At 70.7% G+C, this 21756-nt stretch carries 23 protein-coding genes; 16 read left to right on the top strand and 7 right to left on the bottom strand.

Going from position 1 to position 21756, the window contains the following annotated elements; translation table 11 throughout:
• Window positions 1–25: 25 nt before the first annotated feature.
• From WA670_RS30100 to WA670_RS30090, 3 genes are read left to right on the top strand one after another with little or no spacing between them, the layout of a single operon-like run.
• Window positions 26–586, top strand: a complete 561-nt coding sequence (locus WA670_RS30100; protein WP_336159569.1) for a hemerythrin domain-containing protein — start codon at window positions 26–28, stop codon at window positions 584–586.
• A gap of 3 nt (window positions 587–589) precedes the next feature.
• Window positions 590–1861, top strand: coding sequence for an ATP-grasp domain-containing protein (locus WA670_RS30095; RefSeq protein WP_336159568.1), 1272 nt, complete (start codon window positions 590–592; stop codon window positions 1859–1861).
• Window positions 1862–1876: 15 nt separating this feature from the next.
• Complete coding sequence (locus tag WA670_RS30090) at window positions 1877–2107, top strand: DUF2188 domain-containing protein (RefSeq protein WP_336159567.1); 231 nt, start codon at window positions 1877–1879, stop codon at window positions 2105–2107.
• Window positions 2108–2191: 84 nt separating this feature from the next.
• Here the strand turns inward: WA670_RS30090 and WA670_RS30085 are convergent, their stop codons facing one another.
• Entirely contained in the window at window positions 2192–3082 is an 891-nt protein-coding gene (locus WA670_RS30085; RefSeq protein ID WP_336159566.1) for an alpha/beta hydrolase, read from the bottom strand.
• A 72-nt stretch (window positions 3083–3154) separates the two neighbouring features.
• Between WA670_RS30085 and WA670_RS30080 the strand changes: the two genes are divergently transcribed.
• Entirely contained in the window at window positions 3155–5185 is a 2031-nt protein-coding gene (locus tag WA670_RS30080) for a CocE/NonD family hydrolase (RefSeq protein WP_336159565.1), read from the top strand.
• Window positions 5186–5189: 4 nt separating this feature from the next.
• On the opposite strand, the gene WA670_RS30075 is transcribed toward WA670_RS30080, so the two are convergent.
• Both WA670_RS30075 and WA670_RS45240 read right to left on the bottom strand, forming a co-directional pair.
• Complete coding sequence (locus tag WA670_RS30075; RefSeq protein WP_442893138.1) at window positions 5190–7271, bottom strand: molybdopterin oxidoreductase family protein; 2082 nt, start codon at window positions 7269–7271, stop codon at window positions 5190–5192.
• A gap of 39 nt (window positions 7272–7310) precedes the next feature.
• A complete protein-coding gene (locus WA670_RS45240) occupies window positions 7311–7574 on the bottom strand; it encodes a hypothetical protein (RefSeq protein ID WP_442893137.1) in 264 nt (87 codons plus the stop codon).
• Window positions 7575–7682: 108 nt separating this feature from the next.
• Between WA670_RS45240 and WA670_RS30070 the strand changes: the two genes are divergently transcribed.
• The 4 genes from WA670_RS30070 (at window position 7683) to WA670_RS30055 (ending at window position 10595) form a co-directional block, all read left to right on the top strand.
• The gene (locus tag WA670_RS30070) at window positions 7683–8132 is read left to right on the top strand and encodes a hypothetical protein (protein WP_336159564.1); all 450 of its coding nucleotides are present in this window, start codon (window positions 7683–7685) and stop codon (window positions 8130–8132) included.
• Window positions 8133–8214: 82 nt separating this feature from the next.
• Window positions 8215–8391, top strand: a complete 177-nt coding sequence (locus tag WA670_RS30065) for a hypothetical protein (protein ID WP_158714487.1) — start codon at window positions 8215–8217, stop codon at window positions 8389–8391.
• 60 nt (window positions 8392–8451) lie between these two features.
• Window positions 8452–9384 carry a glycosyltransferase gene (locus WA670_RS30060; protein ID WP_336159563.1) on the top strand — a complete coding sequence of 311 codons (933 nt, stop codon included), beginning with the start codon at window positions 8452–8454 and terminating at the stop codon, window positions 9382–9384.
• Entirely contained in the window at window positions 9384–10595 is a 1212-nt protein-coding gene (locus tag WA670_RS30055) for a glycosyltransferase (protein ID WP_336159562.1), read from the top strand. Before WA670_RS30060 ends, WA670_RS30055 begins: the two co-directional genes overlap by 1 nt.
• Before the next feature lie 62 nt (window positions 10596–10657).
• Here the strand turns inward: WA670_RS30055 and WA670_RS30050 are convergent, their stop codons facing one another.
• The 4 genes from WA670_RS30050 to WA670_RS30035 are packed head-to-tail and all read right to left on the bottom strand — an operon-like array spanning window position 10658 to window position 13486.
• Window positions 10658–11548, bottom strand: coding sequence for a glycosyltransferase family 2 protein (locus tag WA670_RS30050; RefSeq protein WP_336159561.1), 891 nt, complete (start codon window positions 11546–11548; stop codon window positions 10658–10660).
• A gap of 2 nt (window positions 11549–11550) precedes the next feature.
• A complete protein-coding gene (locus tag WA670_RS30045) occupies window positions 11551–11763 on the bottom strand; it encodes a glycosyltransferase (protein WP_336159560.1) in 213 nt (70 codons plus the stop codon).
• 2 nt (window positions 11764–11765) lie between these two features.
• The gene (locus WA670_RS30040) at window positions 11766–12620 is read right to left on the bottom strand and encodes a glycosyltransferase family 2 protein (RefSeq protein ID WP_336159559.1); all 855 of its coding nucleotides are present in this window, start codon (window positions 12618–12620) and stop codon (window positions 11766–11768) included.
• Window positions 12617–13486 (bottom strand): polysaccharide pyruvyl transferase family protein, encoded by an 870-nt coding sequence (locus tag WA670_RS30035; protein WP_134662334.1) that lies wholly within the window; start codon window positions 13484–13486, stop codon window positions 12617–12619. Before WA670_RS30035 ends, WA670_RS30040 begins: the two co-directional genes overlap by 4 nt.
• Before the next feature lie 62 nt (window positions 13487–13548).
• Between WA670_RS30035 and WA670_RS30030 the strand changes: the two genes are divergently transcribed.
• From WA670_RS30030 to WA670_RS29995, 8 genes are all read left to right on the top strand, one after another.
• Window positions 13549–14493 carry an NAD-dependent epimerase/dehydratase family protein gene (locus WA670_RS30030; RefSeq protein ID WP_336159558.1) on the top strand — a complete coding sequence of 315 codons (945 nt, stop codon included), beginning with the start codon at window positions 13549–13551 and terminating at the stop codon, window positions 14491–14493.
• A gap of 132 nt (window positions 14494–14625) precedes the next feature.
• The gene (locus tag WA670_RS30025) at window positions 14626–16260 is read left to right on the top strand and encodes a carbamoyltransferase family protein (RefSeq protein WP_336159557.1); all 1635 of its coding nucleotides are present in this window, start codon (window positions 14626–14628) and stop codon (window positions 16258–16260) included.
• A gap of 20 nt (window positions 16261–16280) precedes the next feature.
• Complete coding sequence (locus tag WA670_RS30020; protein ID WP_134662331.1) at window positions 16281–16841, top strand: D-sedoheptulose-7-phosphate isomerase; 561 nt, start codon at window positions 16281–16283, stop codon at window positions 16839–16841.
• Entirely contained in the window at window positions 16838–18205 is a 1368-nt protein-coding gene (gene rfaE2 / locus WA670_RS30015; protein WP_336159556.1) for a D-glycero-beta-D-manno-heptose 1-phosphate adenylyltransferase, read from the top strand. The genes WA670_RS30020 and rfaE2 overlap by 4 nt, the downstream gene beginning before the upstream one ends.
• Window positions 18206–18222: 17 nt before the next feature.
• Window positions 18223–18909 carry an SDR family oxidoreductase gene (locus tag WA670_RS30010; RefSeq protein WP_336159555.1) on the top strand — a complete coding sequence of 229 codons (687 nt, stop codon included), beginning with the start codon at window positions 18223–18225 and terminating at the stop codon, window positions 18907–18909.
• Window positions 18906–19844, top strand: a complete 939-nt coding sequence (locus tag WA670_RS30005; RefSeq protein ID WP_336159554.1) for a glycosyltransferase family 9 protein — start codon at window positions 18906–18908, stop codon at window positions 19842–19844. Before WA670_RS30010 ends, WA670_RS30005 begins: the two co-directional genes overlap by 4 nt.
• Window positions 19837–21273, top strand: coding sequence for a UDP-glucose dehydrogenase family protein (locus WA670_RS30000; protein ID WP_336159553.1), 1437 nt, complete (start codon window positions 19837–19839; stop codon window positions 21271–21273). Before WA670_RS30005 ends, WA670_RS30000 begins: the two co-directional genes overlap by 8 nt.
• A complete protein-coding gene (locus WA670_RS29995) occupies window positions 21197–21736 on the top strand; it encodes a flavodoxin family protein (RefSeq protein WP_240690575.1) in 540 nt (179 codons plus the stop codon). The genes WA670_RS30000 and WA670_RS29995 overlap by 77 nt, the downstream gene beginning before the upstream one ends.
• The last annotated feature ends 20 nt before the right edge of the window (window positions 21737–21756 follow it).

Below are 21756 nucleotides of genomic sequence, written 5' to 3'. Positions count from 1 at the left end.
GGTTCCCGACACGCGAGGAGGCAGCATGGCCGCACCCACCCGAACCGACCTGATCACCGTGATCACCGACGACCACCGCGACGTCGAGCGGGTGTTCGCCGAGCTCGAGAGCGAACCCGAGGCGGGGAACCGGAAAGACGTGGTCGACCACGTGATCGCCGAGCTGGTCCGGCATTCGGTCGCCGAAGAGCAGCTCATGTACCCGGCCGCGCGCAAGCACCTCGACAACGGCGACGAGATCGCCGACCACGAGATCGAGGAGCACGCCGAGGCCGAGAAGGTGATGAAGCGGCTCGAGCGCAAGAACCCCGGCGAACCGGAGTACGAGGAGCTGCTCGGCAAGCTCATCGCCGACGTCCGCCACCACATCAAGGACGAGGAGAACGACCTGCTCCCGCGGCTGCGCGACGCGTGTTCCGCCGAGGAGCTGGACCGGCTGGGCGAGCGGGTGCTGGCGGCGAAGAAGATCGCGCCGACCAGGCCGCATCCGCACGCGCCGAGCAAGCCGCCGGCGAACCTGGTACTCGCGCCGGGAGCGGCGTTCGTCGACAAGATCCGCGACGCGCTGACGGGACGGAAGAGCTGAACCATGACTGACGACGTGTTCGTGCTCGGTCTTGACGAGGAGAACGAGCGCATCCTGAAAAGACTCCCGTCCGCGGCCGGGCTGCGGTTCCGCCCGTTGCTCAGCCCGGACGAGCTGCAGCACGGCGAGATCGACTTCCCGGACCTGATGAAGAAGGCCCGCCAGCAGCTGGACGATTTCGACGGCGAACCCGCCGCGATCGTGACCTATTGGGACTTCCCGGCCGCCACCATGGCGCCGCTGCTGTGCGAGGAGCGCGGCCTCCCGCACGTGCCGCTGTCCGCGGTGCTCAAGTGCGAGCACAAGTACTGGAGCAGGCTCGAACAGCGGAAGGTGATCGACGAGCTGCCGCCGTTCGGCATCGTCGACCTGGACGACGAGCCGCGGCCGCCGTCCGGGGTGGACTTCCCGATGTGGCTGAAGCCGGTCAAGGGGTTCTCGTCGGAACTGGCGTTTCACGTGCGGGACATGCAGGGCTTCGCGGACGCCGTCGAGGAACTGCGGGAGGGTGTCGGACGGGTCGGGGACCCGTTCGAGGACGTGTTGCGCCAGGTCGATCTGCCGCCGGAAATCGCCGAGGTCGGCGGGGCCGCGTGCCTGGCCGAATCCGAACTGCACGGGGTGCAGGCGGCGGTCGAGGGGTACGTCTGGAAGGGCGAGGTGCGTCTCTACGCCGCGCTGGACTCGGTCGATTTCCCTGGCTGGTCTTCGTTTTTGCGCCATCAGTACCCGTCGCAGCTGCCGGACGAGACCGTCCGGCGGATGTTCGACATCGCCGAGCGCGTGATGCGCCAGGTCGGTTTCGAGAACGGCACGTTCAGCATCGAGTTCTTCTGCGACCGGCAGTCCGGGCAGGTGTGCCTGCTGGAGATCAACCCGCGGCACTCGCAGTCGCACGCGGAGCTGTTCGAGCTGGTCGACGGCGTGGCCAACCACGAAATCATGCTCCGGCTGGGACTTGGCCAGGAACCGCAGTTCCCGCGCGGCCGCGGGCAGTACCACATCGCCGGGCGCTGCTACCTGCGCCGCTTCGACGGCGACGCGGTCGTCACGCGGATCCCGACCCCGGACGAGATCGCCGGGCTCTGCCAGGAACTCGGCGGCACGACGATCTCGATCACGCCGGAGGAAGGCCAGCGGCTGTCGGAACTGCCGGAGCAGGACAGCTACTCCTTCGAACTGGCGGAACTGATCATCGGCGCGGACACCGAGGACGAACTCGAGGCGAAGTACGCGAAGTGCGAGGAACGGCTGCGCTTCGAGTTCGAGGACTGAACAGGAGGGCAGCGGGTGGACGGGGACGTCGAGACGCTGTACGAGAACTCGCTGTGGAAGAACCGCGTGGTGGGGCACGTGCGGGCGGCGAACACGTCGAAGTCCCGCGCGGAAGCGGTGAAGACGGGGCGGCATATGGCGAAGGCTCGGCGGTCTGTCCACATTGTCCGGGCGGAGGACGGGACGGTGGCAAGCCGCGACGACTACCGGACTAGTCGTCGCGGCGTGCCGCTGCCGCCGGAGTGAGGCTCGCGGTGGGGTGCCGGTGGGCCGGCTGAACAGGTCGAGTCCGGTGAGGTCCGCGCGGGCCGGTGCTGCGGCGGAATGACCCTAGCGGCGGAGGATGCGCTCGATGTGGTTGCGCGCCTGGCGCCCTTCGGGGATCTGCTGCATGAGCCAGTTATGGAACATGCCGGGGTACTCGGCGTAGTCGACGTCGATCCCGGCATCGCGGGCGCGGGAAGCGAAGCGGCGGGCGTCCGGGAGGAGGACGTCGCGGGTGCCGATGAACAGGCTGAACGGGCCGAGTCCAGACAGATCCGCGTACAGCGGGCTGATTCGCGGATCGTGCGGGTCGGTGCCTTCGGCGTACATCTTGCCCGCCTCGCGCAGGCCGGTGATGCCGAGCATCGGGTCGTGTTCGTCCAGTACGACCGAAATCGGGTCTTCCAGGGTCACGTCGAGCCACGGCGAGATCAGGATCGTCTGTTTCGGCTGCGGGCGGCCCTCCTCCCGGAGCCGCTGCGCGACCGCCAGTGCGAGCGCGGCGCCGGCGGAATCGCCGGACAGGACGGTGTTTTCCGCCGGCTCCGCACCGAGCGTCTGCTCGAACGCGGCCTGCACCATGGGAATCGTCTCGGCGTTGCTGTGCCGCGGGACGAGCGGGTAGATCGGCAGCGTGACCGTGCAGCCGAGCCGGCGCACCAGGTCGGCGGCGAATTCCCAGTGGTGTGATTCGATTTCCTCGACGTAACCGCCGCCGTGCAGGTGGAAGACATGCAGCCCGGCCTTCGCGCGCGGCCGCACGGTCCAGCACGCGAAGCCGTGCACCTCGCGGTGTTCGAGGTCGTAGTGCTTGCGCAGCTTCCTCGGCGGCCGGGCTTGCGACGGCCGCTGGTGGCGGTGCAGGCGCTGGTGCAGCACGCGAGCGTTGTCGTAAAAGGCTTTCTGCCGCGTCGCGCGCAGATGCGCCTGATACAGCTGGGCTTTCATGCTGATCATGTGCACCGGGTACCCGTTTTCCTGCCGCGGGCAACTCCGTTTCGGGCGCGCGGGGCCGGGTACCCGGCAGGCATGATCACGCGCGCTCTTCCCTCGCTGCCGTACGAGATCATGGAGGACGAGGACGTCCGGATCCCGGTTTCGGACGGCACCCGGCTGGCGGCGCGGATCTGGCGGCCCGCCGGATCGGAATCGCTGCCTGTGCCGGGGATCGTCGAGTACATTCCGTACCGCAAGCGAGACCTGACCTCCGTCCGCGACTCGATCCACCACCCCTACCTGGCCGGGCACGGCTACGCCTGCGTGCGCGTCGACCTGCGCGGCTCCGGGGAATCGGAGGGCGTGCTCGCGGACGAATACCTGGAACAGGAACAACAGGACGCCGAGGACGTGCTCGCCTGGCTCGCCGACCGGCCGTGGTGCGACGGGCGCACCGGCATGATGGGCATTTCCTGGGGCGGGTTCGCCGCGCTGCAGGTCGCGGCGCGGAAACCGCCGAGCCTCGGCGCGATCGTCGTCTCCTCGTTCACCGACGACCGGTTCGCCGACGACATGCACTACATGGGCGGCTGCCTGCTGTCGGACAACATCGCCGAGTCCGGGACAATGTTCGGCGAGGCGACGATGCCGCCCGACCCGGCGCTGGTGGGGGACCGCTGGCGCGACATGTGGCGGGAACGGCTGGAAAACTGCAGCCTGTGGGCCGAACAGTGGCTGCGGCATCAGCGCCGCGACAGCTACTGGCGGCACGCTTCGGTTTCCGAGGACTACTCCGGGGTGCAGTGCCCGGTGCTCGCGTCCAGCGGCTGGGCCGACGGCTACTCCAACGCGGTCACCCGGCTGCTGTCGCATCTCGACGTGCCGTGCCGCGGGCTGATCGGGCCGTGGTCGCACAAGTACCCGCACCTCGGCGAGCCCGGCCCCGCGATCGGCTACCTGCAGGAAGTCGTGCGCTGGTGGGATCACTGGCTCAAGGACGTCGACAACGGGGTCATGGACGGCCCGGTCCTGCGCACGTGGATGCAGGAGAGCGTGCCGCCGTCGACGTCCTATGAGGACCGTCCCGGACGCTGGGTCGGGGAGGCGGAATGGCCTTCGCCGCACGTCCGGCCGACGGAGTACGCCCTCGCGCCGCACCGGCTCGCCCGGCCCGGCGAGCCGGTGGCCGAGGAGCCGCTGAGTGTCGCGTCGCCCTTGTCGGTGGGGCAGTTCGCCGGGAAATGGGCGTCGTACAGCGCGCCGCCGGACCTGCCGTACGACCAGCGCGAGGAGGACGGCGGTTCGCTCGTGTTCGACACGGACGTGCTCGCCGAGCGGTGCGAAATTCTTGGTGCGCCTCGGGTGCGGCTGCGGGTCTCGGCGGACCAGCCGGTGGCGATGGTGGCCGCGCGGCTGTCGGACGTCGCCCCGGACGGCCGGGCGACGCGGGTGACCTACGGCCTGCTGAACCTCACGCACCGGGACGGCCATGAGGAACCGGAACCGCTTGCGCTGGGCGAAGAGTACACAGTGGACTTTGAGTTGAACGGGGTGGCGCAAGCGTTTCCGGCCGGGCACCGGATCCGGCTCGCACTGTCCACTTCGTACTGGCCGCTCGCGTGGCCGCCGCCGAAACCGGTGACGCTCGCCGTGCGGACCGGGGCGAGCGCGCTGACCCTGCCGGTGCGGCCGACCGGCGAACCGGACGAGGTCGCCCCGGACGAGTTCGGCGAGCCGGAAGGGACGCCGCCGCTGCCGACCACGCAGGTGAGCCGTCCGGAGCAGAAGTGGACGGTGTCGCGGGACCTGGTCGACTACCACTCGGCGCTGGACGTGGTGAAGAACTCCGGCACGATCCGGTACGACGACATCGATCTGGAGATCACTCGTGATGTGCACGAGTGTTACTCGTGGGTGGCGGATGATTTCTGTTCTCCGGTGGCGGAGACGTCGTGGACGGTGACGTTCGAGCGGGGGGAGTGGCTGGTGCGGACGGAGACGTATACGCGGGTGAGTTGCACGCCGGAGGAGTTCGTGATCGACGCGCAGCTGGACGGGTACGAGGGGGATCGGCGGTTGGTGTCGCGGAACTGGCATCGCCGGGTGCCGCGGGATCTGCTGTGAGCGGCTAGTCGACGAGCTGTTCGGACACCGTCCGGTTGCCGAGCGCGATGGTTTCCTTCGGGTTCCCGTCGGAGATCTTGCGCAGCGCCGCGGCGGCTGTCTTGAACAGCGGCTGCTTCGACACCGGATCCCAGGCCGTGATGGTCAGTTCGTTGGCCGCACGGACGCCGTCCGCGCCGGTCGGGTCGGCGGTGTCCCAGTAGCCGTAATGGAAGGGCAGGAACAGCACTCCGTCGCGGATCCCGCACGGGCGCGCCTTGGCGCGGACGCGGCCGCGCGGGGTGCGGATCTCGAGCAGGTCGCCCTCGGTGATTCCGGCGCGTTCGGCGTCCTGGCGGGACAGTTCGGCCCAGACTTCCGGGGCGGCGGTCTCCAGTTGCGGTGCGCGGCCGGTCTTCGTGCGCGTGTGGAAGTGGTACAGCGTCCGCCCGGTGATCAGCGCGAACGGGTAGTCGGTGCTCGGCGGTTCCTCCGGTACCAGGTACTCGGCGGGCTTGAGCATGGCTTTGCCGTCCGGGTTGTACTCGCGGTATTCCTCCGGGCTGACCGGCTCGCCGGTGTGCAGGTCTTTGCCGTATTCCTCGCAGTAGTCGGGATCGGCGAAGAATTTGCCGTCCGCGTAAAGGCGTTCGGTGCCGTCCGGATGGGCTTCGTCGACCGGCCACTGGACGCCGCTGACTACGCGGAGCTTCTCATAGGACAGTCCACTGTAGTCACAGGGTCGTCCGGCGGACACCTTTTGCCAAGCCGCGTAGGCAGATTCCGAGTCGTGCCAGGGCGGGAAAGCCGCGCCGTCGCGGTCGCGCAGGTTCATGCGGCGGGCGTAGTCGAGGAAGATGTCGAGGTCTGGGCGCGCTTGTCCGGGCGGGTCGAGCGCTTTCTCGGACAGATGCACGGTGCGGTCGGCGTTCGTGAAAGTCCCGGTTTTCTCGCCCCACATCGCTGCGGGCAGCACCACGTCGGCGAATTCCGTGGTTTCCGTGCGGAACGCGTCCTGCACGACGAGGAAAAGGCTGTCCTGGCCGAGGATCTTCCGGACCCGCGCGAGTTCGGGCAGCGACACCGCGGGGTTGGTCGCGGAGATCCACCAGAACCGCAGGTCGCCGCTCTCGGCGAGGTCGAGCATCTTCATCAGGTGGGTCGGCGGGCCGTCGTGCGGGATCTGCTCCATCGGCACGTTCCACAGTTCGGCCAGTTGAGCGATGTGCGCGTCATTGTTCCAGTTGCGGAACCCGGTGAGATCGCCGTTGGCACCGCATTCGCGGGTGTTCTCCGCGCTCGGCTGGCCGTTCATCTGCAAAACGCCGCAGCCTGGTTTGCCCAGCATTCCGCGCAGCAGCACCAGGTTGTTCACCTGCACCGCGGCAGCGGTCGCCTGGTTCGATTGGTAAAACCCTTGCAGCACAGTGCACAGCAACCGGTCAGTCGTGCCGACCAGTCTCGCCGCGGAACGGATTTCGTCGGCCGGCACTCCGCAGATCGACGCCGCGCGCTCGGGCGGATAGTCGCGGACGACCTTGATGAGATCGTCGTAACCCACGGTATGCTCGTTAATCCACGCCTCGTCGCACCAGCCGTGCAGGATGACCTTGTGCAGGATTCCGTTCATCAGCGCGACATTCGTGCCGGGCAGCGGAGCCAGATGCAGTTCGGCGGCTTCTGCGACCGGAGTCTGCCGCGGATCGACGCACAGCAGGCGCGGCGGTCGCGGACCGGCGAGCCGGTCGAGGATGCGGGACCACAGCACCGGTTGCGTCGCGGCGACGTTGTGACCGAACAGGGCGATGACATCCGCGTGGTCGATGTCGGTGTAGGAGGACGGCTGGCCGTCGCAGCCGAAGCTTTCCTTCAGCGATTCGCCCGCGGTCGCGGTGCACAACCGCGTGTTGCCGTCGAGGTGGTTCGTGCCGAGTGCGCCGCGGGCGATCGCGGCCAGCGTGTAGTACTCCTCGGCGAAAAGCTGTCCGCTGGTGTAGAAGCCGAGCGAGGTGGGGCCTTCGGTGTCGAGCAGTGCGCGGCTGCGCTGGACGATCCGGTCCATCGCTTCGTCCCACGTGGATTCGCGGAGCACCCCGTTGTCACGCACCAGCGGAGTAAGCAGCCGGTCCGGCGCGTTGTTGGCCTGTCAGCCGAAGAGGTCCTTGGGGTCGAGCCGGCCGTGGTTGACGCGATCGTCGGCCCGGCCGCGGACGCCGGCGATCCGGCCGTCCTTCACCGCGATGTCGAGACCGTCGCCGTTGGAATGCAGGACCGCGGCGGTGCGGACCCAGCGGTCGACGTCGCCCGGCTCGAGCCCGTCGGCGAGATGGCAGTCGACCCGCACCGGCCAGTCCTCGCCCGGACCGTACGGCGTGCGCGTGCCCCATGGTTCGGCGATTCCGTCCCGCACCCCTGTCTCCCTCTCTCGCCCGACCCGCGCGGGTACCCCGGAAGGCGGCGGCCAAACCCCCGGGTTTCGCCCGCGCCCCCTCGGGTACGCGACCGGGAGGAGGCGCTGATGACTGAACGGATGCTCGTAGTCCTGGACGAAGCCGCGAAGGCCGAGGTCCCGCCCGGCTGGGGGCAGGCGGCACCGGACCACCGGATCGTGCCCTGTCCTCCGGGCCGGGCTTCCGTGCTGCTCAGAGAGGCCGCGGGTGCCAAACCGCTGGCCGATGTGCTGGCGGGCGGCCAGCTAGTGCCGGTCGCGTTGCGGCTGGCCGAACGGTACCCGGAGGCGGTGCGGTCGGTCCTGCTCGTCGGGCCGGACCCGGAGGGCGACGGCCGCGCGTCCCGCGAGTGGTTCGCCGCGCACGGCACGCACGTCGCCTCGGCCCGCGAGGCCGGGGTCGAGGTCGAAGTGCTCCCGCACGGCCCGGCCGGCGCTCCGCTGACCGAACCGCGGGTGGCCGCGGCGGTGACGGCGACGCTGGACCGGCTCCCCGCGGTGCGCCGTCCGGACTGGTGACCTGTGGGTGCCCGGCGACGCGCCGAGCCAGGCCTGGCGCGGCAACCACGGACGGCTGGTTCAAGACAGTGCTGGAGGCGGCATGACTGACGAACGTCACCGGGAACCGGAACAAGAGGCGGCGAACCCGCGCCGCACCGAGGTCGACGAGGAGCAGGTGCCCCGGCGGCCGGAGCCGGAGAGCCCGCTGGAGGACGAGGAGGGCCGCTCGAAGCGCGGCCATCCCCAGCTGGGCGACAATTTCCGCGGCGAGAGCTGACCGGGGTACCCCGCGCATCCCCTCGTTTAACGTCGAATCCGCGCGGATAAGCCAGGGCGCATGAGGATCTTGCTCTGGCACGTCCACGGGTCGTGGACCGACGCGTTCGTCCGCGGGCGGCACGAGTACTTCGTCCCGGCGCGACCCGAGGGCGCTCCGTGGGGGCTGGGTCTGGCGGGGCGGGACTGGCCGGGGGTGACCGAGGTCCCGGTCGACCGGCTCGCGGACGCCCGGCCGGACGTGGTCGTGCTCCAGCGGCCGGAGGAAGCCGCGTTCGTCCGGCCGCAGCTGGGCTCGCGGGTGCCGATGGTGTACGTCGAGCACAACGCGCCGCGGCACGGCGCGGCGGTGTCCCGGCATCCGATGGCGGGTCAGGACGAGGTGCCGATCGTGCACGTCACCTCGTACAACGCGCTCATGTGGGACAACGGGATCGCGCCGGTGGTCGTGATCCCGCACGGCATCCCGGACCCGGGCGAGCGCTACACCGGCGAGCTGCCCGCGGGCGCGGCGATGATCAACGAACCGCGCCGCCGCGCCCGGGTGACCGGGGCCGATCTGCTGCCCGCGTTCCGCGAAATCGCGCCGGTGAACGTGTTCGGCATGGGCACCGAAGAGCTGCCCGGCGGACAGGGCGACGTGCGTCCGCCGCGGCTGCACGACGAGCTCGCCCGGCACCGCGTGTATCTGCACACGGCGCGCTGGACGTCGCTCGGCCTGTCGCTGCTGGAAGCGATGCACCTGGGCATGCCGATCGTCGCGGTCGCCTCCACCGAAGCCCCTGCGGCCGTGCCCCCGGACGCCGGGGTGTGCTCCGCCGACATCGAGGTGCTCGCGCGGCGGTTCCGCGAACTCGTGCACGAACCCGATTTTGCCGTGCTGGCCGGGAAAGCGGCCCGCGAGCACGCGCTGGCGCACTTCGGTCTCGACGCGTTCCTGGCGCGCTGGGACCGCCTGCTCACCGAAACCGCCCCCGCTGCGGAAGGAGTCTGATGAGGATCTCGATGGTGTCCGAACACGCCAGTCCGCTCGCCGCGCTGGGGGAGGCGGACGCGGGCGGGCAGAACGTCCACGTGGCCGACCTTTCCGCGGCGCTCGTGCGCGGCGGCCACGAGGTGACGGTCTACACGCGACGCGACGACTCGGACGCGCCTGCCGCGGTGGAGACCCCGGCCGGTTACCGCGTGGTGCACGTTCCGGCCGGTCCGGCGCGCCGCCTGCCGAAAGACGAACTTTTGCCGTACATGGGGGAATTCGGCAGCTGGCTGCGCGACCGGTGGACGGAGGAGCCGCCGGACGTGGCGCACGCGCACTTCTGGATGTCCGGCGTGGCCACGGTGCTCGCTGCGCGCGAGGCCAAGGTGCCGACGGTGCAGACGTTTCACGCGCTGGGCGTGGTGAAGCGGCGGCACCAGGGCGACGCCGACACGAGCCCGCCGGACCGGATGCGGCTGGAGCGGATGGTCGGCAAACAGGTGGACCGGATCGTCGCGACCTGCTCGGACGAGGTGTTCGAACTGGCTCGGCAAGGGGTGCCGCGGCAGCGGATTTCGGTGGTGCCGTGCGGGGTCGACCTGGAGCGGTTCGGGGTCGGCGGCCCGGTGGTGCCGCGGACCGCGCCGAAGCGGCTGGTCTCGGTCGGGAGGCTGGTGCCGCGCAAGGGGTTCGACCTGGCGATCGCCGCGTTGCCGCGGGTGCCGGAGACCGAGCTGGTGATCGCGGGCGGACCGGCGTCCGGGGCGCTTTCCCGCGACCCGGAGGCGCGGCGGCTGCGGCGGCTGGCGGAGCGGCTCGGGGTGGCTGACCGGGTGCAGCTGGCAGGTCAGGTGAGCCGCGCTGAGATGCCAGCCTTGCTGCGTTCGGCGGACGCGGTGCTGTGCACGCCTTGGTACGAGCCGTTCGGGATCGTCCCGCTGGAAGCGATGGCGTGCGGGGTGCCGGTGGTGGCCGCCGCGGTCGGCGGTCTGACAGACACGGTGGTGGACGGGATCACCGGACGCTTGGTGCCGCCGCGCGACCCGGCCCGGCTGGCGGCTCGGTTGCGGGCGTTGCTGGACGAGCCCGCGGAACTGGAGGCGCTGGGCACCGCGGGACAGGAGCGGGTCCGGGCGCGGTATTCGTGGGACCGGATCGCCGCGGAAACCGTGCGCGCCTACGAAAAAGCCATGCCAGTCAGCGAGTCCGACTGGGCCGCCGTGCGTTAACCACTGTCCGTGAAGGGCTCCTTGAGGGAATCTGATTCCCTCAAGGAGCCCTTCACGGACGGTTAACCGGTGTATCGGCGCGCGGGTGAGTTGCGTTGTGGCGCTTCCAGCAATCGCAGACCGTGCTCGACTTCGGCCGGGACCACGGCGCGCTCGCGGAGCACCCAGGGGAGGCCGCGCAGGCACTCCGCCACCGCGGCGACCGTCGTCCGGTCCCGGGGTGCGGAAGCCAGCACCGCGGCTCCCCGGCGGAACACCGAACGCCACGGGCGGCGCAACATCAACGTCCACAAGGTGTTCCGGATCCCCAGCCCCCGCCGCCGGCGCGGATCGCGCAGCTTCGACGGGGCGTGGTGGATCACGACGTCCTCCCGCCAGCACATCCGCCAGCCGAGCGCGGCGAGGTCGAGCGCGAGCAGTTCCTCCTCCCCGCCGAGCCACATCCGCGGCGAGAAGCCGCCGACGTCGCGGAAGGCCCGCACCCGGAACATCGTCAGCCCGGCCATCACCCCGAGCAGCGCCGGACCGGGCAGCCACTCCGGGCCGGGCACCGGCGAAAACCGCAGTTCCGGCGTGATCGGGTCCTCCCGCAGGTCCGGTTCGACCAGGCAGCGCCCGGTCACCGAACCGAGCCCGGGATGCGCGTCCAGGACTTCGGCGGCGCGGGCGAGCGAGCCGGGCTGCCAGGTGGTGTCGTCGTCGCAGAACGCCACGTACGGCGTCGTCACCTCGCGGACGGCGATGTTGCGGCCGACCGCGCCGAGATTCCGGTCGAGCTTGATCAGGCGCAGTTCGGGGAAGTCGCGGGCGACGAGGTCGGCGGTGCCGTCGGCCGACGCGTTGTCCACCACGAGGATCGGTGGCCGCTCCGGCAGGGTGACCAGGTGGCGGAGGGTTTCGCGCAGTTGTTCGCGGCGGTTGTGGGTGATCACCACGACGGACGTGCGGTTCATGGTCATCCTTCCGTCAGCCGGGCTTGGTGTTCGATGGCGGCGGGCAGCCCCGGTTCTCGCCGTGCGCGGGCGACGAGGTCGGCGGTGCCGTCGGTCGACGCGTTGTCCACGACCAGGATCGGTGGCCGCTCCGGCAGGGTGACCAGGTGCTGGAGGGTTTCGCGCAGTTGTTCGCGGCGGTTGTGGGTGATCACGACCACGGACGTGCGGTTCATGGTTATCCTTCCGTCAGCCGGGCTTGGTGTTCGATGGCGGCGGGCAGCACGCGGCGGCGGGCCAGTGCGGGCGGGAGCCGGAGCGCCGCGGCGGGGAGTGCGGCGAGCAGAGCCGGTTCTCGCCGCGCGCGGGCGAGCAGCCGCCGGAGTTGGGTGGCGCAAACGTGGGCTGGACGTCGTTGCCAGCCGATGAGCAGTTGGTTGCGGGCCTCGGCACGCTGCCGCCAGCCCGGGGACGGGCGTGCTGGCGACGGATGATGGTGCGCCACCACGTCTTCCGCGTAGCAGAGCTGCCAACCGGCCGCGGCGAGGTCATAGGACAGCAGCTGTTCCTCGGCGCCGAAATGCAGCATCGGGCTGAACCCGCTGACCTGCAGGAAAGCCGACCGCCGGACGATCGCGGAGCAGGCCAGGAACCCGAGCACGAGCGGGCCGGGTGCGTCCGGCGGAGTTCCCAGCGGGCTGTGCGCGAGGGCCGGGGTGATGGGGTCCTCGCGTTCTTCCGGGCCGACCAAGGTCCGTCCGGTGAGGAGGCCGAGCCGGGGATGGGTGGCGAAGAGCTTTTCGGCCCGGAGGAGTGCGTCGGGAGCCCACCAGGAGTCGTCGTCGCTGAAGGCGACATACGGCGTCCGGGCGGCGATGACGCCCTGGTTGCGCGCCGCGGCGCCGTGATTGTGCGGGCTTCGGATCACCCGCACCTGCTCGAAGGAAGCGGCGACGTCAGCCGTGTGATCCGTCGAGCCGTTGTCCAGGACGATCACCGGCGGCGGTGGGTCCAATGTGGACAGTCGGGCGAGGGTGCGCGCCAGTTCTTCGGCGCGGTTGCGGGTGGCCACGACGACGGTCGTCCGGCTCACGGTATTTCCTTGAGCTCGCCGACGAGTTCGGCCAGCGGTCCGGGGAACGGGTGTTCCGCGGCGGCGCGGGCCCGTGCTTCGGCGGAGCAGCACCACTCGAACCACTCGTCGAGGTCGGCGCGGGTGGCGTCCGCGGGCAGGACGGCGGGCCAGCGCAGCGCGTGCGCTTGGGCGGTCACTTTGCCGCCGTGCGCGACGGGATCGACGGCGAGCACCGGGACACCGGCCTTCAAGCCGAGGGCGAGGCCGTGCAGCCGGGTGCTGACCAGGACGTCCAATCGGGACACTGTGCTCACGAACTGGTCCGGCGTTGCGCAGTGCCGCCAGTCGTCGGTGGCGAGGCGGGTGTCGAGCGGGACGCGGCCGCAGTCGAGGTCGCGCAGCCATTCGGCGAGGATCGCGTGCACCGCGTCGTGCCGCCGGTCCGCGCCGTATTCGGGCTGGTCCGGTGCTAGCACCACGCCGACCACCGGCGGCGAGTCGAGCCGGGCGGCCAGCGAGAGGTCGGCGGCGCAGGCGTCGCCGTCGTCGCGGGCGAGGACCACGTCGAACCCGGCGACCGCGGGGTCCGCCGGATCGGGCACGGACACGCCGATCGCCAGCCGACGGCACCGCGGGTAACGGCGGTGCAGGTCTTGGAGTTGCGTGCCGCGCAACGGGCCGCAGGCGAAGACGACGTGGGTGAACGCGTCCGGTGCGGCGTCGGCCAGGTGCGGGCCCTCGGGGCGGAACGCGGGGCTCCACACGGTCAGGTGGTCGACCCCTGCTCGGGTCAGGACGTCGCTCACCGCCCGTAAGCTCAGCACGTCTCCCGCGGTGGCCTCGCCGTGCCGGAAACTCGCCCAGCCGGTCAGGAGTACTCGCATGCCCGGCGGTTACCCGTGAGTCGCCGGGGTTAACGCGGCGCTGCGCGGGTATCCGGCGCGGCATGGCTTTCTCCCACGCGGTAGTCACCGGCGGAGCCGGATTCGTAGGCGCGCGGCTGTGCGCGAAACTGCTCGAAGAAGGCGCGAGAGTGACCGCGGTGGATAATCTCGCAACAGCCCGTCGCGGCGCGCTCGACGCGGTCGCCCGACATCCGCGGTTCCTGCTGCTGGAGCACGACGTGACCAGGCCGATCCCGGTTCCCGGGGCCGTCGACGTCGTGTTCCACCTGGCCTCCCCGGCGTCGCCCCGGGACTACCTGCGACTGCCGCTCGAGACGTTGCGCGCGGGTTCGGCAGGCACCGAGAACGCCCTCGCCGCGGCGCGCGGGGCGCGGTTCGTTCTCGCGTCGACCAGCGAGGTGTACGGCGATCCGCTGGAGCATCCGCAGCGCGAAACCTATTGGGGCAACGTGAATCCGATCGGACCGCGCAGCGTGTACGACGAAGCCAAGCGTTACGCCGAAGCGCTGACCAGCGCGATGCGGCGCACTGCCGATGCGAACACCGGGATCGCGCGCATTTTCAACACCTACGGCCCCGGCATGCGGGCCGACGACGGGCGGATGGTGCCGTCGTTCATCACCAAGGCGCTCGCGGGCGAACCGCTGACCGTCGAAGGCAGCGGACGGCAGACGCGGTCGTTGTGCTTTGTGGACGACACCGTCGACGGGCTGCTCGCGCTGGCGCGGTCGGATCATTCCGGACCGGTGAACATCGGCAACCCGCACGAGCTTTCGGTGCGGGAGATCGCTGAGCGGGTCCTTGCGATCACCCGGTCGTCTTCGCGGATCGTGCATGTCGACGCGGCGGTGGACGATCCGCGGCGGCGGTGCCCGGACATTTCGCTCGCGCGCCGGGTGCTCGGCTGGGAACCGCGAATCGTTGCGGGGGAAGGGTTGCGGCGAACCGCCGAATGGTTCTCCCGGAGGCAAGCCGCCGCCGCGTAACCGGGTGCGTCGCTTCGCGGAGTAGCGACGTCCTGGGCTTTTCCGGCTGATTCGTTTATCCCCGACTTCGCCGGGTAGTGCTCCCGGGACGGCGGGCCACCGGGTCCGCCCCGCCGGAGAAGGGGTGAACGGGTGCGCTTCCTGGGAATCAACGCGGTGTTCCACGATCCCGCCGCCGCGCTCGTCGTCGACGGCCGGATCGTCGCGGCAGCCGAAGAAGAGCGGTTCAGCCGGCGCAAGCACGGCAAGCAGGCGGTGCCGTTCTCGGCGTGGGAACAGCCGGGCCAGGCTGCCCGCTGGTGCCTGGAGCGGGCCGGGCTCACCGCGGCGGATCTCGACGCGGTCGGGTTCTCCTATGACCCGGACCTGGTCGAACCCGGTCTCGCCGGACACGACCCCAGCGGCGAGGAACTGCGCACCGAATTCGCCCGCCGCGCCCCGAAATTCCTCGCCAGCGAACTGCCCGGACTCGACCAGAAGAAGGTCCGGTTCGTCCGGCACCACGTCGCGCACGCCGCTTCGGCGGCACTCGCCGGACCGCCGGGCGATTCGGCGGTTTTGGTCGCGGACGGACGCGGCGAAAGCACGTCGTACCTGGCTGGCGAGTATCGCGACGGACGGTTCAAAGAGCTTGCCGCGCAAAAGCTTCCGCATTCGCTCGGCCTGTTCTACGAAGACCTCACCGAGCACTTGGGATTCGCGCGGTCGAGCGACGAATACAAAGTGATGGCACTGGCGTCCTATGGCGGACCGGTGCATCTCGACTATCTCCGCGAGCGCGTTTACGTAACCGGGGACGGGGGATTTCGCACTGAATTGATCGACTGGTCCGCCCTCGCGCCGCGCTGTTCTCCTGGCGACGAACTGACCCCTCGGCACGCGGATCTCGCGTCCAGCGTCCAGCAGGTGCTGGAGGAAGTGCTGCTCGACCTCGCTCGCTGGCTGCACGACCGGACCGGGCAACGGACGTTGACCCTGGCCGGCGGCATCGCGCTCAACTGTGTGGCCAACACCCGCCTGCACGCGGAAAGCCCCTTCGAGTCGATCTGGATCCAGCCCGCCGCCGGGGACGCGGGAACCGCGCTCGGCGCGGCGCTCCAGCTGGCGGCCGACGCGGGGGAGCGGATCGAACCGATGTCCGGTGCCGCGCTCGGTCGCGAATGGACGGACGACGAGCTGGAAGCCATTCTGCAGAAGGCGAAACTGGATTACGAACGTCCGGACGACGTCTCGGACGCGGTAGCGGAGGCATTGGCGGACGACCAGATCGTGGCCTGGTTCCAAGGCCGAGCCGAATTCGGCCCGCGTGCGCTCGGGTGCCGGTCGCTGCTCGCGCACCCCGGCCGTGCCGGGAATCTGGAGCGGCTCAACGACGTGAAGGGCCGCGAGCAATTCCGTCCGGTGGCCCCGATGGTGCTCGCCGACCGCGCGGAGGAGATCTTCTCGCGCGGCCCGTTCCCCAGTCCCTACATGCTTTTCGTGCACGACGTCGCCGAAGCGTGGCGCGAACGGCTGCCCGCGGTGACCCATGTGGACGGTACCGCCCGGGTGCAGACCGTCGACCCGGCCGACGATCCGCGCACCGCGCGAATGCTTTCCGGATTCGCGGACCGGACCGGTCTTCCGGTCGTCGTCAATACGAGCCTGAACACCGCGGGGCGGCCGATGGTCGATTCCCCGCGCGACGCGTTGGAGTGTTTCGGTTCGGCTCCGGTGGATGTTCTGGCGTTGGGACCGTTCCTGGTCCGGCGTCACCGGAGCCGCTGACTTTTCGAGGAGACGCCGTCATGGCAGACCACTTCGCCGACTTGTGTTCGGCCGCGCAACGATTGCGCTTCGCGACCCCGCGCATTGCCGAATGGGGCGCTTACCTGGCCAGTGTTTTCGAGAACGGCGGGCGGTTGCTCGCGTGCGGCAACGGCGGGAGCGCCGCCGAAGCCCAGCACTTGACCGGCGAGCTGGTGGGCCGGTTCCGACGCGAGCGCCGTCCGCTGTCGGCGATCGCGCTGCACGCCGACACCTCGGCGCTGACCGCGATCGGCAACGACTACGACGAAGCCGAACTGTTCGCCCGCCAGGTCCGCGCACACGGACGGCCCGGCGACGTGCTCGTCTGCCTGTCGACCAGCGGCAGCAGCCAAAACGTCGTCGCGGCGGCGAAGGCGGCACACGAGCTGGGCGTGACCACCTGGGCGTTCACCGGACCGGCTCCGAACCCGCTCGCCGCGCTGTGCGACGACGCGGTGGCGGTCGACGCGCCGAGCGTGGCCACCGTGCAGGAACTGCATCTGGCGCTGGTGCACGCGCTGTGCGAAGCCCTGGACGACGCGCTCGGGGTGCCCGCGTGAAGCCGCTGGTGGTGGTCGGCGACGTGTTCCTCGACGTCGATGCCGAGGGCGTCGCCGAGCGACTGTGCCCGGACGCGCCGGTCCCGGTCGTCGACGTGACCAGCCGGTGGCTGCGCGCCGGCGGAGCGGGTCTCGCCGCGCTGCTGGCGGCCCGGTCGGCTGCTGAGGTGGTCCTCGTGACCGCGCTCGGCGACGATCGTTCTGCCCGGACGCTCGCCGGTCTGCTCGAACCGGAGGTGACGTTGGTGCCGGTCCCGCTGGAGGGCAGCACCGTGTCGAAGACCCGGATCCGAGCGGCCGGACAATCGTTGGTGCGCTTGGATTCCGGCGAAGGAACCGCGTCCGCCGACGTTCTGCCGGATCGGGCGGAGCGCGCGTTGCGCAGTGCCGGGGCGATCCTGGTGTCCGACTACGGCCGGGGCCTCACGCGGAACCCGCGGCTGCGAGAGGTGCTGACCGAACTGGCGTCGGAAATTCCGGTGGTGTGGGACCCGCATCCGCGCGGCGCGGAGCCGGTGCCAGGAACACGTCTGGTCACGCCGAACGCCAGCGAGGCCACCGCGGTGGTGCCGGACGCGCTCGAGTTGCCGGGTCTGCTGCGGGAACGCTGGAACGCCGACGCGGTCGCGGTGACGATCGGCTCGCGGGGCGCGTTGGTGGACGACGGCAGGTCGGTGCGGCGGATTTCGGTGCCGGACGGTGCGAAGGTCAGCGGCAGCGCGACGGATACCTGCGGCGCGGGCGACCGGTTCGCTGCGGCTGTGGCGGCCGGACTGCTCGACGGTGCTTCGATTACGGAGGCTGTGCGCGTCGCGGTCGAGGCGGCAGCTCGGTTTGTCGCCGCGGGCGGGGCCAGCGCACTGTCCGTCGAGGAAGGCCGGATGTCCATTGAGGACTCTCCGGATTTCGCGGCGGGAAATGCTTTTGCGGTAGCGGAACGAGTCCGCGCGGCTGGCGGGCGGCTCGTCGCGACCGGCGGCTGTTTCGATCTCCTGCACCCCGGGCACGTCAGCCTGCTGCGCCAAGCGCGCGCTCTCGGCGACGCACTCGTGGTGTGCGTGAATTCGGACAGTTCCGTGCGCCGGTTGAAGGGCCCGGGACGTCCGCTGCTGTCCGCGCAGGACCGGGCCCGGCTGCTGACAGCACTGTCCGTTGTGGACGCGGTGGCGGTCTTCGACGAATCGTCCCCGGTGGCGATCCTGGAACGGCTGCGGCCGGACGTCTGGGTGAAGGGCGGCGATTACGCCGAGGCGGAGCTGCCCGAACGGGCGGTGGTCGAGCGGTACGGCGGCGAGGTCGTGCTGGTGCCGACCCTGCCCGGCTATTCGACGACGAGGCTGGTCGCCGCCGCGGCCGGCCGGTGAATCTTCGAGGGAGTCTGATGCGTTCTCTTGGCAATGTCCTGATCACCGGCGGCGCGTCCGGTCTCGGCGCCGCGACGGTCGAAGCGGTCCGCGCGGAAGGCGGCACCCCGTGGGTGCTTGACCGCGCCCGGCCCGCCGACGGGGTGGAATACGTGCAGGTCGATCTCGCGGACTCCGCGGCGGCCGAGGAAGCCGTGCGCGAGGTCGCCGAACGGGCGGGCGGACTCGACGGGGTGGTGACAGCCGCGGGGATCGACGCGTGCGGTCCGCTCGGCGAGGTCCCGGCGAAGGACTGGGAGCGAGTCGTGCACGTGAACCTCCTCGGCACGGTCGCCGTGGTGCGGGCCGCGCTGCCGTATTTGGAGCAGTCCCACGGCCGGATCGTCACCGTGTCCTCGACGCTCGGCATCAAGGCAGTCAGCGACGCGACCGCGTACTGCGCCTCGAAATTCGGCGTCGTCGGTTTCACTCGGGCGCTGGCCGCGGAGCTGGCGGGCCGGGTCGGCGTGACGCTGCTCGTGCCGGGCGGGATGTGGACCCGCTTCTTCGACGACCGGACGGAGCAGTACCGGCCGCCCGCGGACGCGAAGCTGAACCGGCCGGAACACGTCGCCGGGACGGTGGTGTTTGCCCTCGGCCAGCCGCCGGACGCGGAGGTGCGGGAGCTGGTCGTGTGCGCTTCCGAGGAAGGTTCCTGGCCATGAGCGTGCTGGCTCTGCGCGCCCTCGGCATCGGCGACCTGCTCACCGCGGTCCCGGCGCTGCGCGGGCTGCGCCAGGCGTACCCGGAAGAACGCCTCGTGCTGGCCGCGCCGGAATGGCTGCGCGACCTGGTCGCACTGGTCGACGCCGTGGACGAACTGCTCCCCACTCCCGGCCTCGGTGCCCTGCACTGGCCGGGCCCGCCGCCGCGGCTGGCGGTGAACCTGCACGGCAACGGCCCGGAGAGCATCCGCGACCTGATGGCCGTGCTGCCGGACGCGCTGCTCACCCACCGGAACCCGGCGGTCCCGGAGATCCCGGGCCTGGACTGGACGCCGGGCATTCACGAGGTCGACCGCTGGTGCCGGCTGATCGAGTACGGCCAATGCCCGGCCGACTGCCGGGACCTGCGGATTTCCCCGCCGCCCGGGCCGAGTCCCGCGCCGGGGGCGGTCGTCGTGCACCCGGGCGCGACGTTTCCCGCCCGGCGCTGGCCGCCGGAGAGGTTCGCCGAGGTGGCGCGCGACCTGGCCGCGGCCGGGCACCGCGTGGTGCTCACCGGCGCGGCGGCCGAACGCGAGCTGGCGGAGGAAGTCGCCGCCCGAGCCGGACTGGGTCCGGAAGCGGTGCTCGCCGGAGCGACCGGGCTGGCCGAGCTGGCCGCGCTCGTGGCGGAAGCGGCGCTGGTGGTGTGCGGGGACACCGGCGTCGGCCACCTCGCGACCGCTTTCGGCACGCCGTCCGTCCTGCTCTTCGGCCCGACGCCGCCCCGGTGCTGGGGCCCGCCGCCGGACGCGCCGCAGCACGTCGTGCTGTGGGTGGGCGACGTCGGCGACCCGCACTGCACCGAACCGGACGCCGGACTGCTGCTGCTGAGCACGGACCGCGTGCTGGCGGCCGCTCAGTCGGTGCTGCGCCAAGGGGTGTCGCATGGCTGAGCGGATCGGCGTCCTCGGCGCGGGCTACGTCGGGCTGACGACGGCGGCCTGCTTCGCCGCGATGGGGCATCAAGTGTCCGCTGTGGACATTGACGAGACGAAGGTTTCCCGGCTGCGGGCCGGAGAAGTCGACCTCGCCGAACCGGGGCTGACCGAGCTGGTCGCCGAAGGACTGAGGGAAGGCACGCTCGTCTTCTCCGGAGATTTCGCCGCGGTCGCCGGGTCGACGGTGGTGTTCCTGTGCCTGCCGACCCCGCCCGGCGATGACGGCACCCCGGATTTGCGTGCGCTCCGCAGCGCGCTCGGCGACCTCGGCCGAGTGCTCGCGCCGGGCACGATCGTGGTGACGAAATCGACCGTGCCGGTCGGGACCGCGCAGCTCGTCCCGGAGTATCTCGGCCGTGCTGACCTTCCCGTGGTCAGCAATCCCGAGTTCCTGCGCGAAGGCCATGTCGTGCACGACTTCCGGTGCCCGGACCGGGTGGTCGTCGGCGCCGATCCGCCGGATTCGCCTGCCGCGGAACGGGTTGCGCGGCTTTACGCGCCGACCGAAGCCAGAGTTGTGCGCACGAGCAGCGCGAGCGCCGAGCTGGCCAAGTACGCCAGCAACGGATTCCTCGCGGTGAAGGCGTCGTACGCGAACACGCTGGCCGAACTGTGCGAACAATGCGGCGCGGACGTCCGCGACGTGGCCGCGGTGATGGGCCTCGACCCGCGGATCGGCCCGCATTTCCTGGCCCCCGGCCCCGGCTGGGGCGGGTCGTGCCTGCCGAAGGACGCCAGCGCGCTGTTGCGGGCGGCGGATTCGGCAGGCGTCGAATTCGGGCTGCTTCGCGACGCGGTGCGGGTGAACACCCGGCAGCGCACGCGCATGGTCCGCGCGATCCGGACGGCGGCGACCGGGCGTCCGGACGGTTCGCTGGAGGGCGTCCGGATCGGCGTGCTGGGGCTGGCGTTCAAGGCGGGCACCGGCGACGTGCGCGATTCGCCGGCGGTCGCGGTCGCGGTCGAACTGGTCCGGCAAGGCGCCGAGGTCACCGCGTACGACCCGGCTGTCCAGTCCGAAATGGACGGAGGGACCGTCGTGGACGATCCCTATCTGGTCGCGAAAGACGCGGCCGCGCTGGCCGTTCTCACCGAATGGCCGGAATTCCGCGACCTCGACTGGCCCCGGCTCGCCGAAGCGGCCGACCGGCCGGTCGTGGTCGACACCCGCAATGTGCTCGATCCCGACGTGCTCGCCGAGGCCGGGTTCGCCCGGATCGGCGTCGGCACCCCAGTGGAGGTTCCTGATGCGTGTTCTCGCCCTAGGCTGCACCCTCAAGCGCTCGCCGGACCGCTCCAGCAGCGACCTGATCGCCCGGCAGCTGCTCGACCTGTTCGCGGAACGGGGAGTGACCGGCGAGCTGGTCCGGGTGGCCGACCATGACGTGCGCCCCGGCATCGAGGCGGACATGGGCGACGGCGACGAATGGCCGGAAATCCGGCGCAAGGTCGCGGCCGCGGACATCGTGCTGATCTCGACGCCGACCTGGGTCGGGCACATGTCCAGCATCGCGCAGCGCGTGGTGGAACGGCTGAACGCCGAACAGTCCGAGACCGACGACGAAGGCCGGCCCGGGATGTTCGGCAAGGTCGGCGTCGTCGCGGTGGTCGGCAACGAGGACGGGGCGCACAAGATCACCGCGGATCTTTTCCAGTCGCTCAACGACATCGGCTTCACCATCCCTGCCCAGGGCGGCACGTACTGGAACGGGGAGGCGATGAAGGGCGGCGATTACCAGGACCTGGACGAGACGCCGGAAGCGGTCGCTTCGACGAACGCGACGCTGGTCCGGAACGCGGTGCATCTGGCTGAGCTGCTGGGGAAACAGCAGTATCCGGCTTCGTGACGCTGGAGGTACGTGAGGGG

The organism is Amycolatopsis sp. VC5-11, assembly GCF_037034185.1.
Lineage (GTDB): Bacteria > Actinomycetota > Actinomycetes > Mycobacteriales > Pseudonocardiaceae > Amycolatopsis > Amycolatopsis nivea.
This window is presented reverse-complemented; position numbering and strand designations above follow the sequence as displayed.

What these genes read in the sequence shown, in the direction of transcription:
- WA670_RS30100 (WP_336159569.1), top strand. Translation starts at nt 26, where the DNA reads ATGGCCGCACCCACCCGAACCGACCTGATCACCGTGATCACCGACGAC.
- WA670_RS30095 (WP_336159568.1), top strand. Translation starts at nt 590, where the DNA reads ATGACTGACGACGTGTTCGTGCTCGGTCTTGACGAGGAGAACGAGCGC.
- WA670_RS30085 (WP_336159566.1), bottom strand. Translation starts at nt 3,082, where the DNA reads ATGATCAGCATGAAAGCCCAGCTGTATCAGGCGCATCTGCGCGCGACG.
- WA670_RS30080 (WP_336159565.1), top strand. Translation starts at nt 3,155, where the DNA reads ATGATCACGCGCGCTCTTCCCTCGCTGCCGTACGAGATCATGGAGGAC.
- WA670_RS30070 (WP_336159564.1), top strand. Translation starts at nt 7,683, where the DNA reads ATGACTGAACGGATGCTCGTAGTCCTGGACGAAGCCGCGAAGGCCGAG.
- WA670_RS30065 (WP_158714487.1), top strand. Translation starts at nt 8,215, where the DNA reads ATGACTGACGAACGTCACCGGGAACCGGAACAAGAGGCGGCGAACCCG.
- WA670_RS30060 (WP_336159563.1), top strand. Translation starts at nt 8,452, where the DNA reads ATGAGGATCTTGCTCTGGCACGTCCACGGGTCGTGGACCGACGCGTTC.
- WA670_RS30055 (WP_336159562.1), top strand. Translation starts at nt 9,384, where the DNA reads ATGAGGATCTCGATGGTGTCCGAACACGCCAGTCCGCTCGCCGCGCTG.
- WA670_RS30050 (WP_336159561.1), bottom strand. Translation starts at nt 11,548, where the DNA reads ATGAACCGCACGTCCGTCGTGGTGATCACCCACAACCGCCGCGAACAA.
- WA670_RS30045 (WP_336159560.1), bottom strand. Translation starts at nt 11,763, where the DNA reads ATGAACCGCACGTCCGTGGTCGTGATCACCCACAACCGCCGCGAACAA.
- WA670_RS30035 (WP_134662334.1), bottom strand. Translation starts at nt 13,486, where the DNA reads ATGCGAGTACTCCTGACCGGCTGGGCGAGTTTCCGGCACGGCGAGGCC.
- WA670_RS30030 (WP_336159558.1), top strand. Translation starts at nt 13,549, where the DNA reads ATGGCTTTCTCCCACGCGGTAGTCACCGGCGGAGCCGGATTCGTAGGC.
- WA670_RS30020 (WP_134662331.1), top strand. Translation starts at nt 16,281, where the DNA reads ATGGCAGACCACTTCGCCGACTTGTGTTCGGCCGCGCAACGATTGCGC.
- WA670_RS30010 (WP_336159555.1), top strand. Translation starts at nt 18,223, where the DNA reads ATGCGTTCTCTTGGCAATGTCCTGATCACCGGCGGCGCGTCCGGTCTC.
- WA670_RS30005 (WP_336159554.1), top strand. Translation starts at nt 18,906, where the DNA reads ATGAGCGTGCTGGCTCTGCGCGCCCTCGGCATCGGCGACCTGCTCACC.
- WA670_RS30000 (WP_336159553.1), top strand. Translation starts at nt 19,837, where the DNA reads ATGGCTGAGCGGATCGGCGTCCTCGGCGCGGGCTACGTCGGGCTGACG.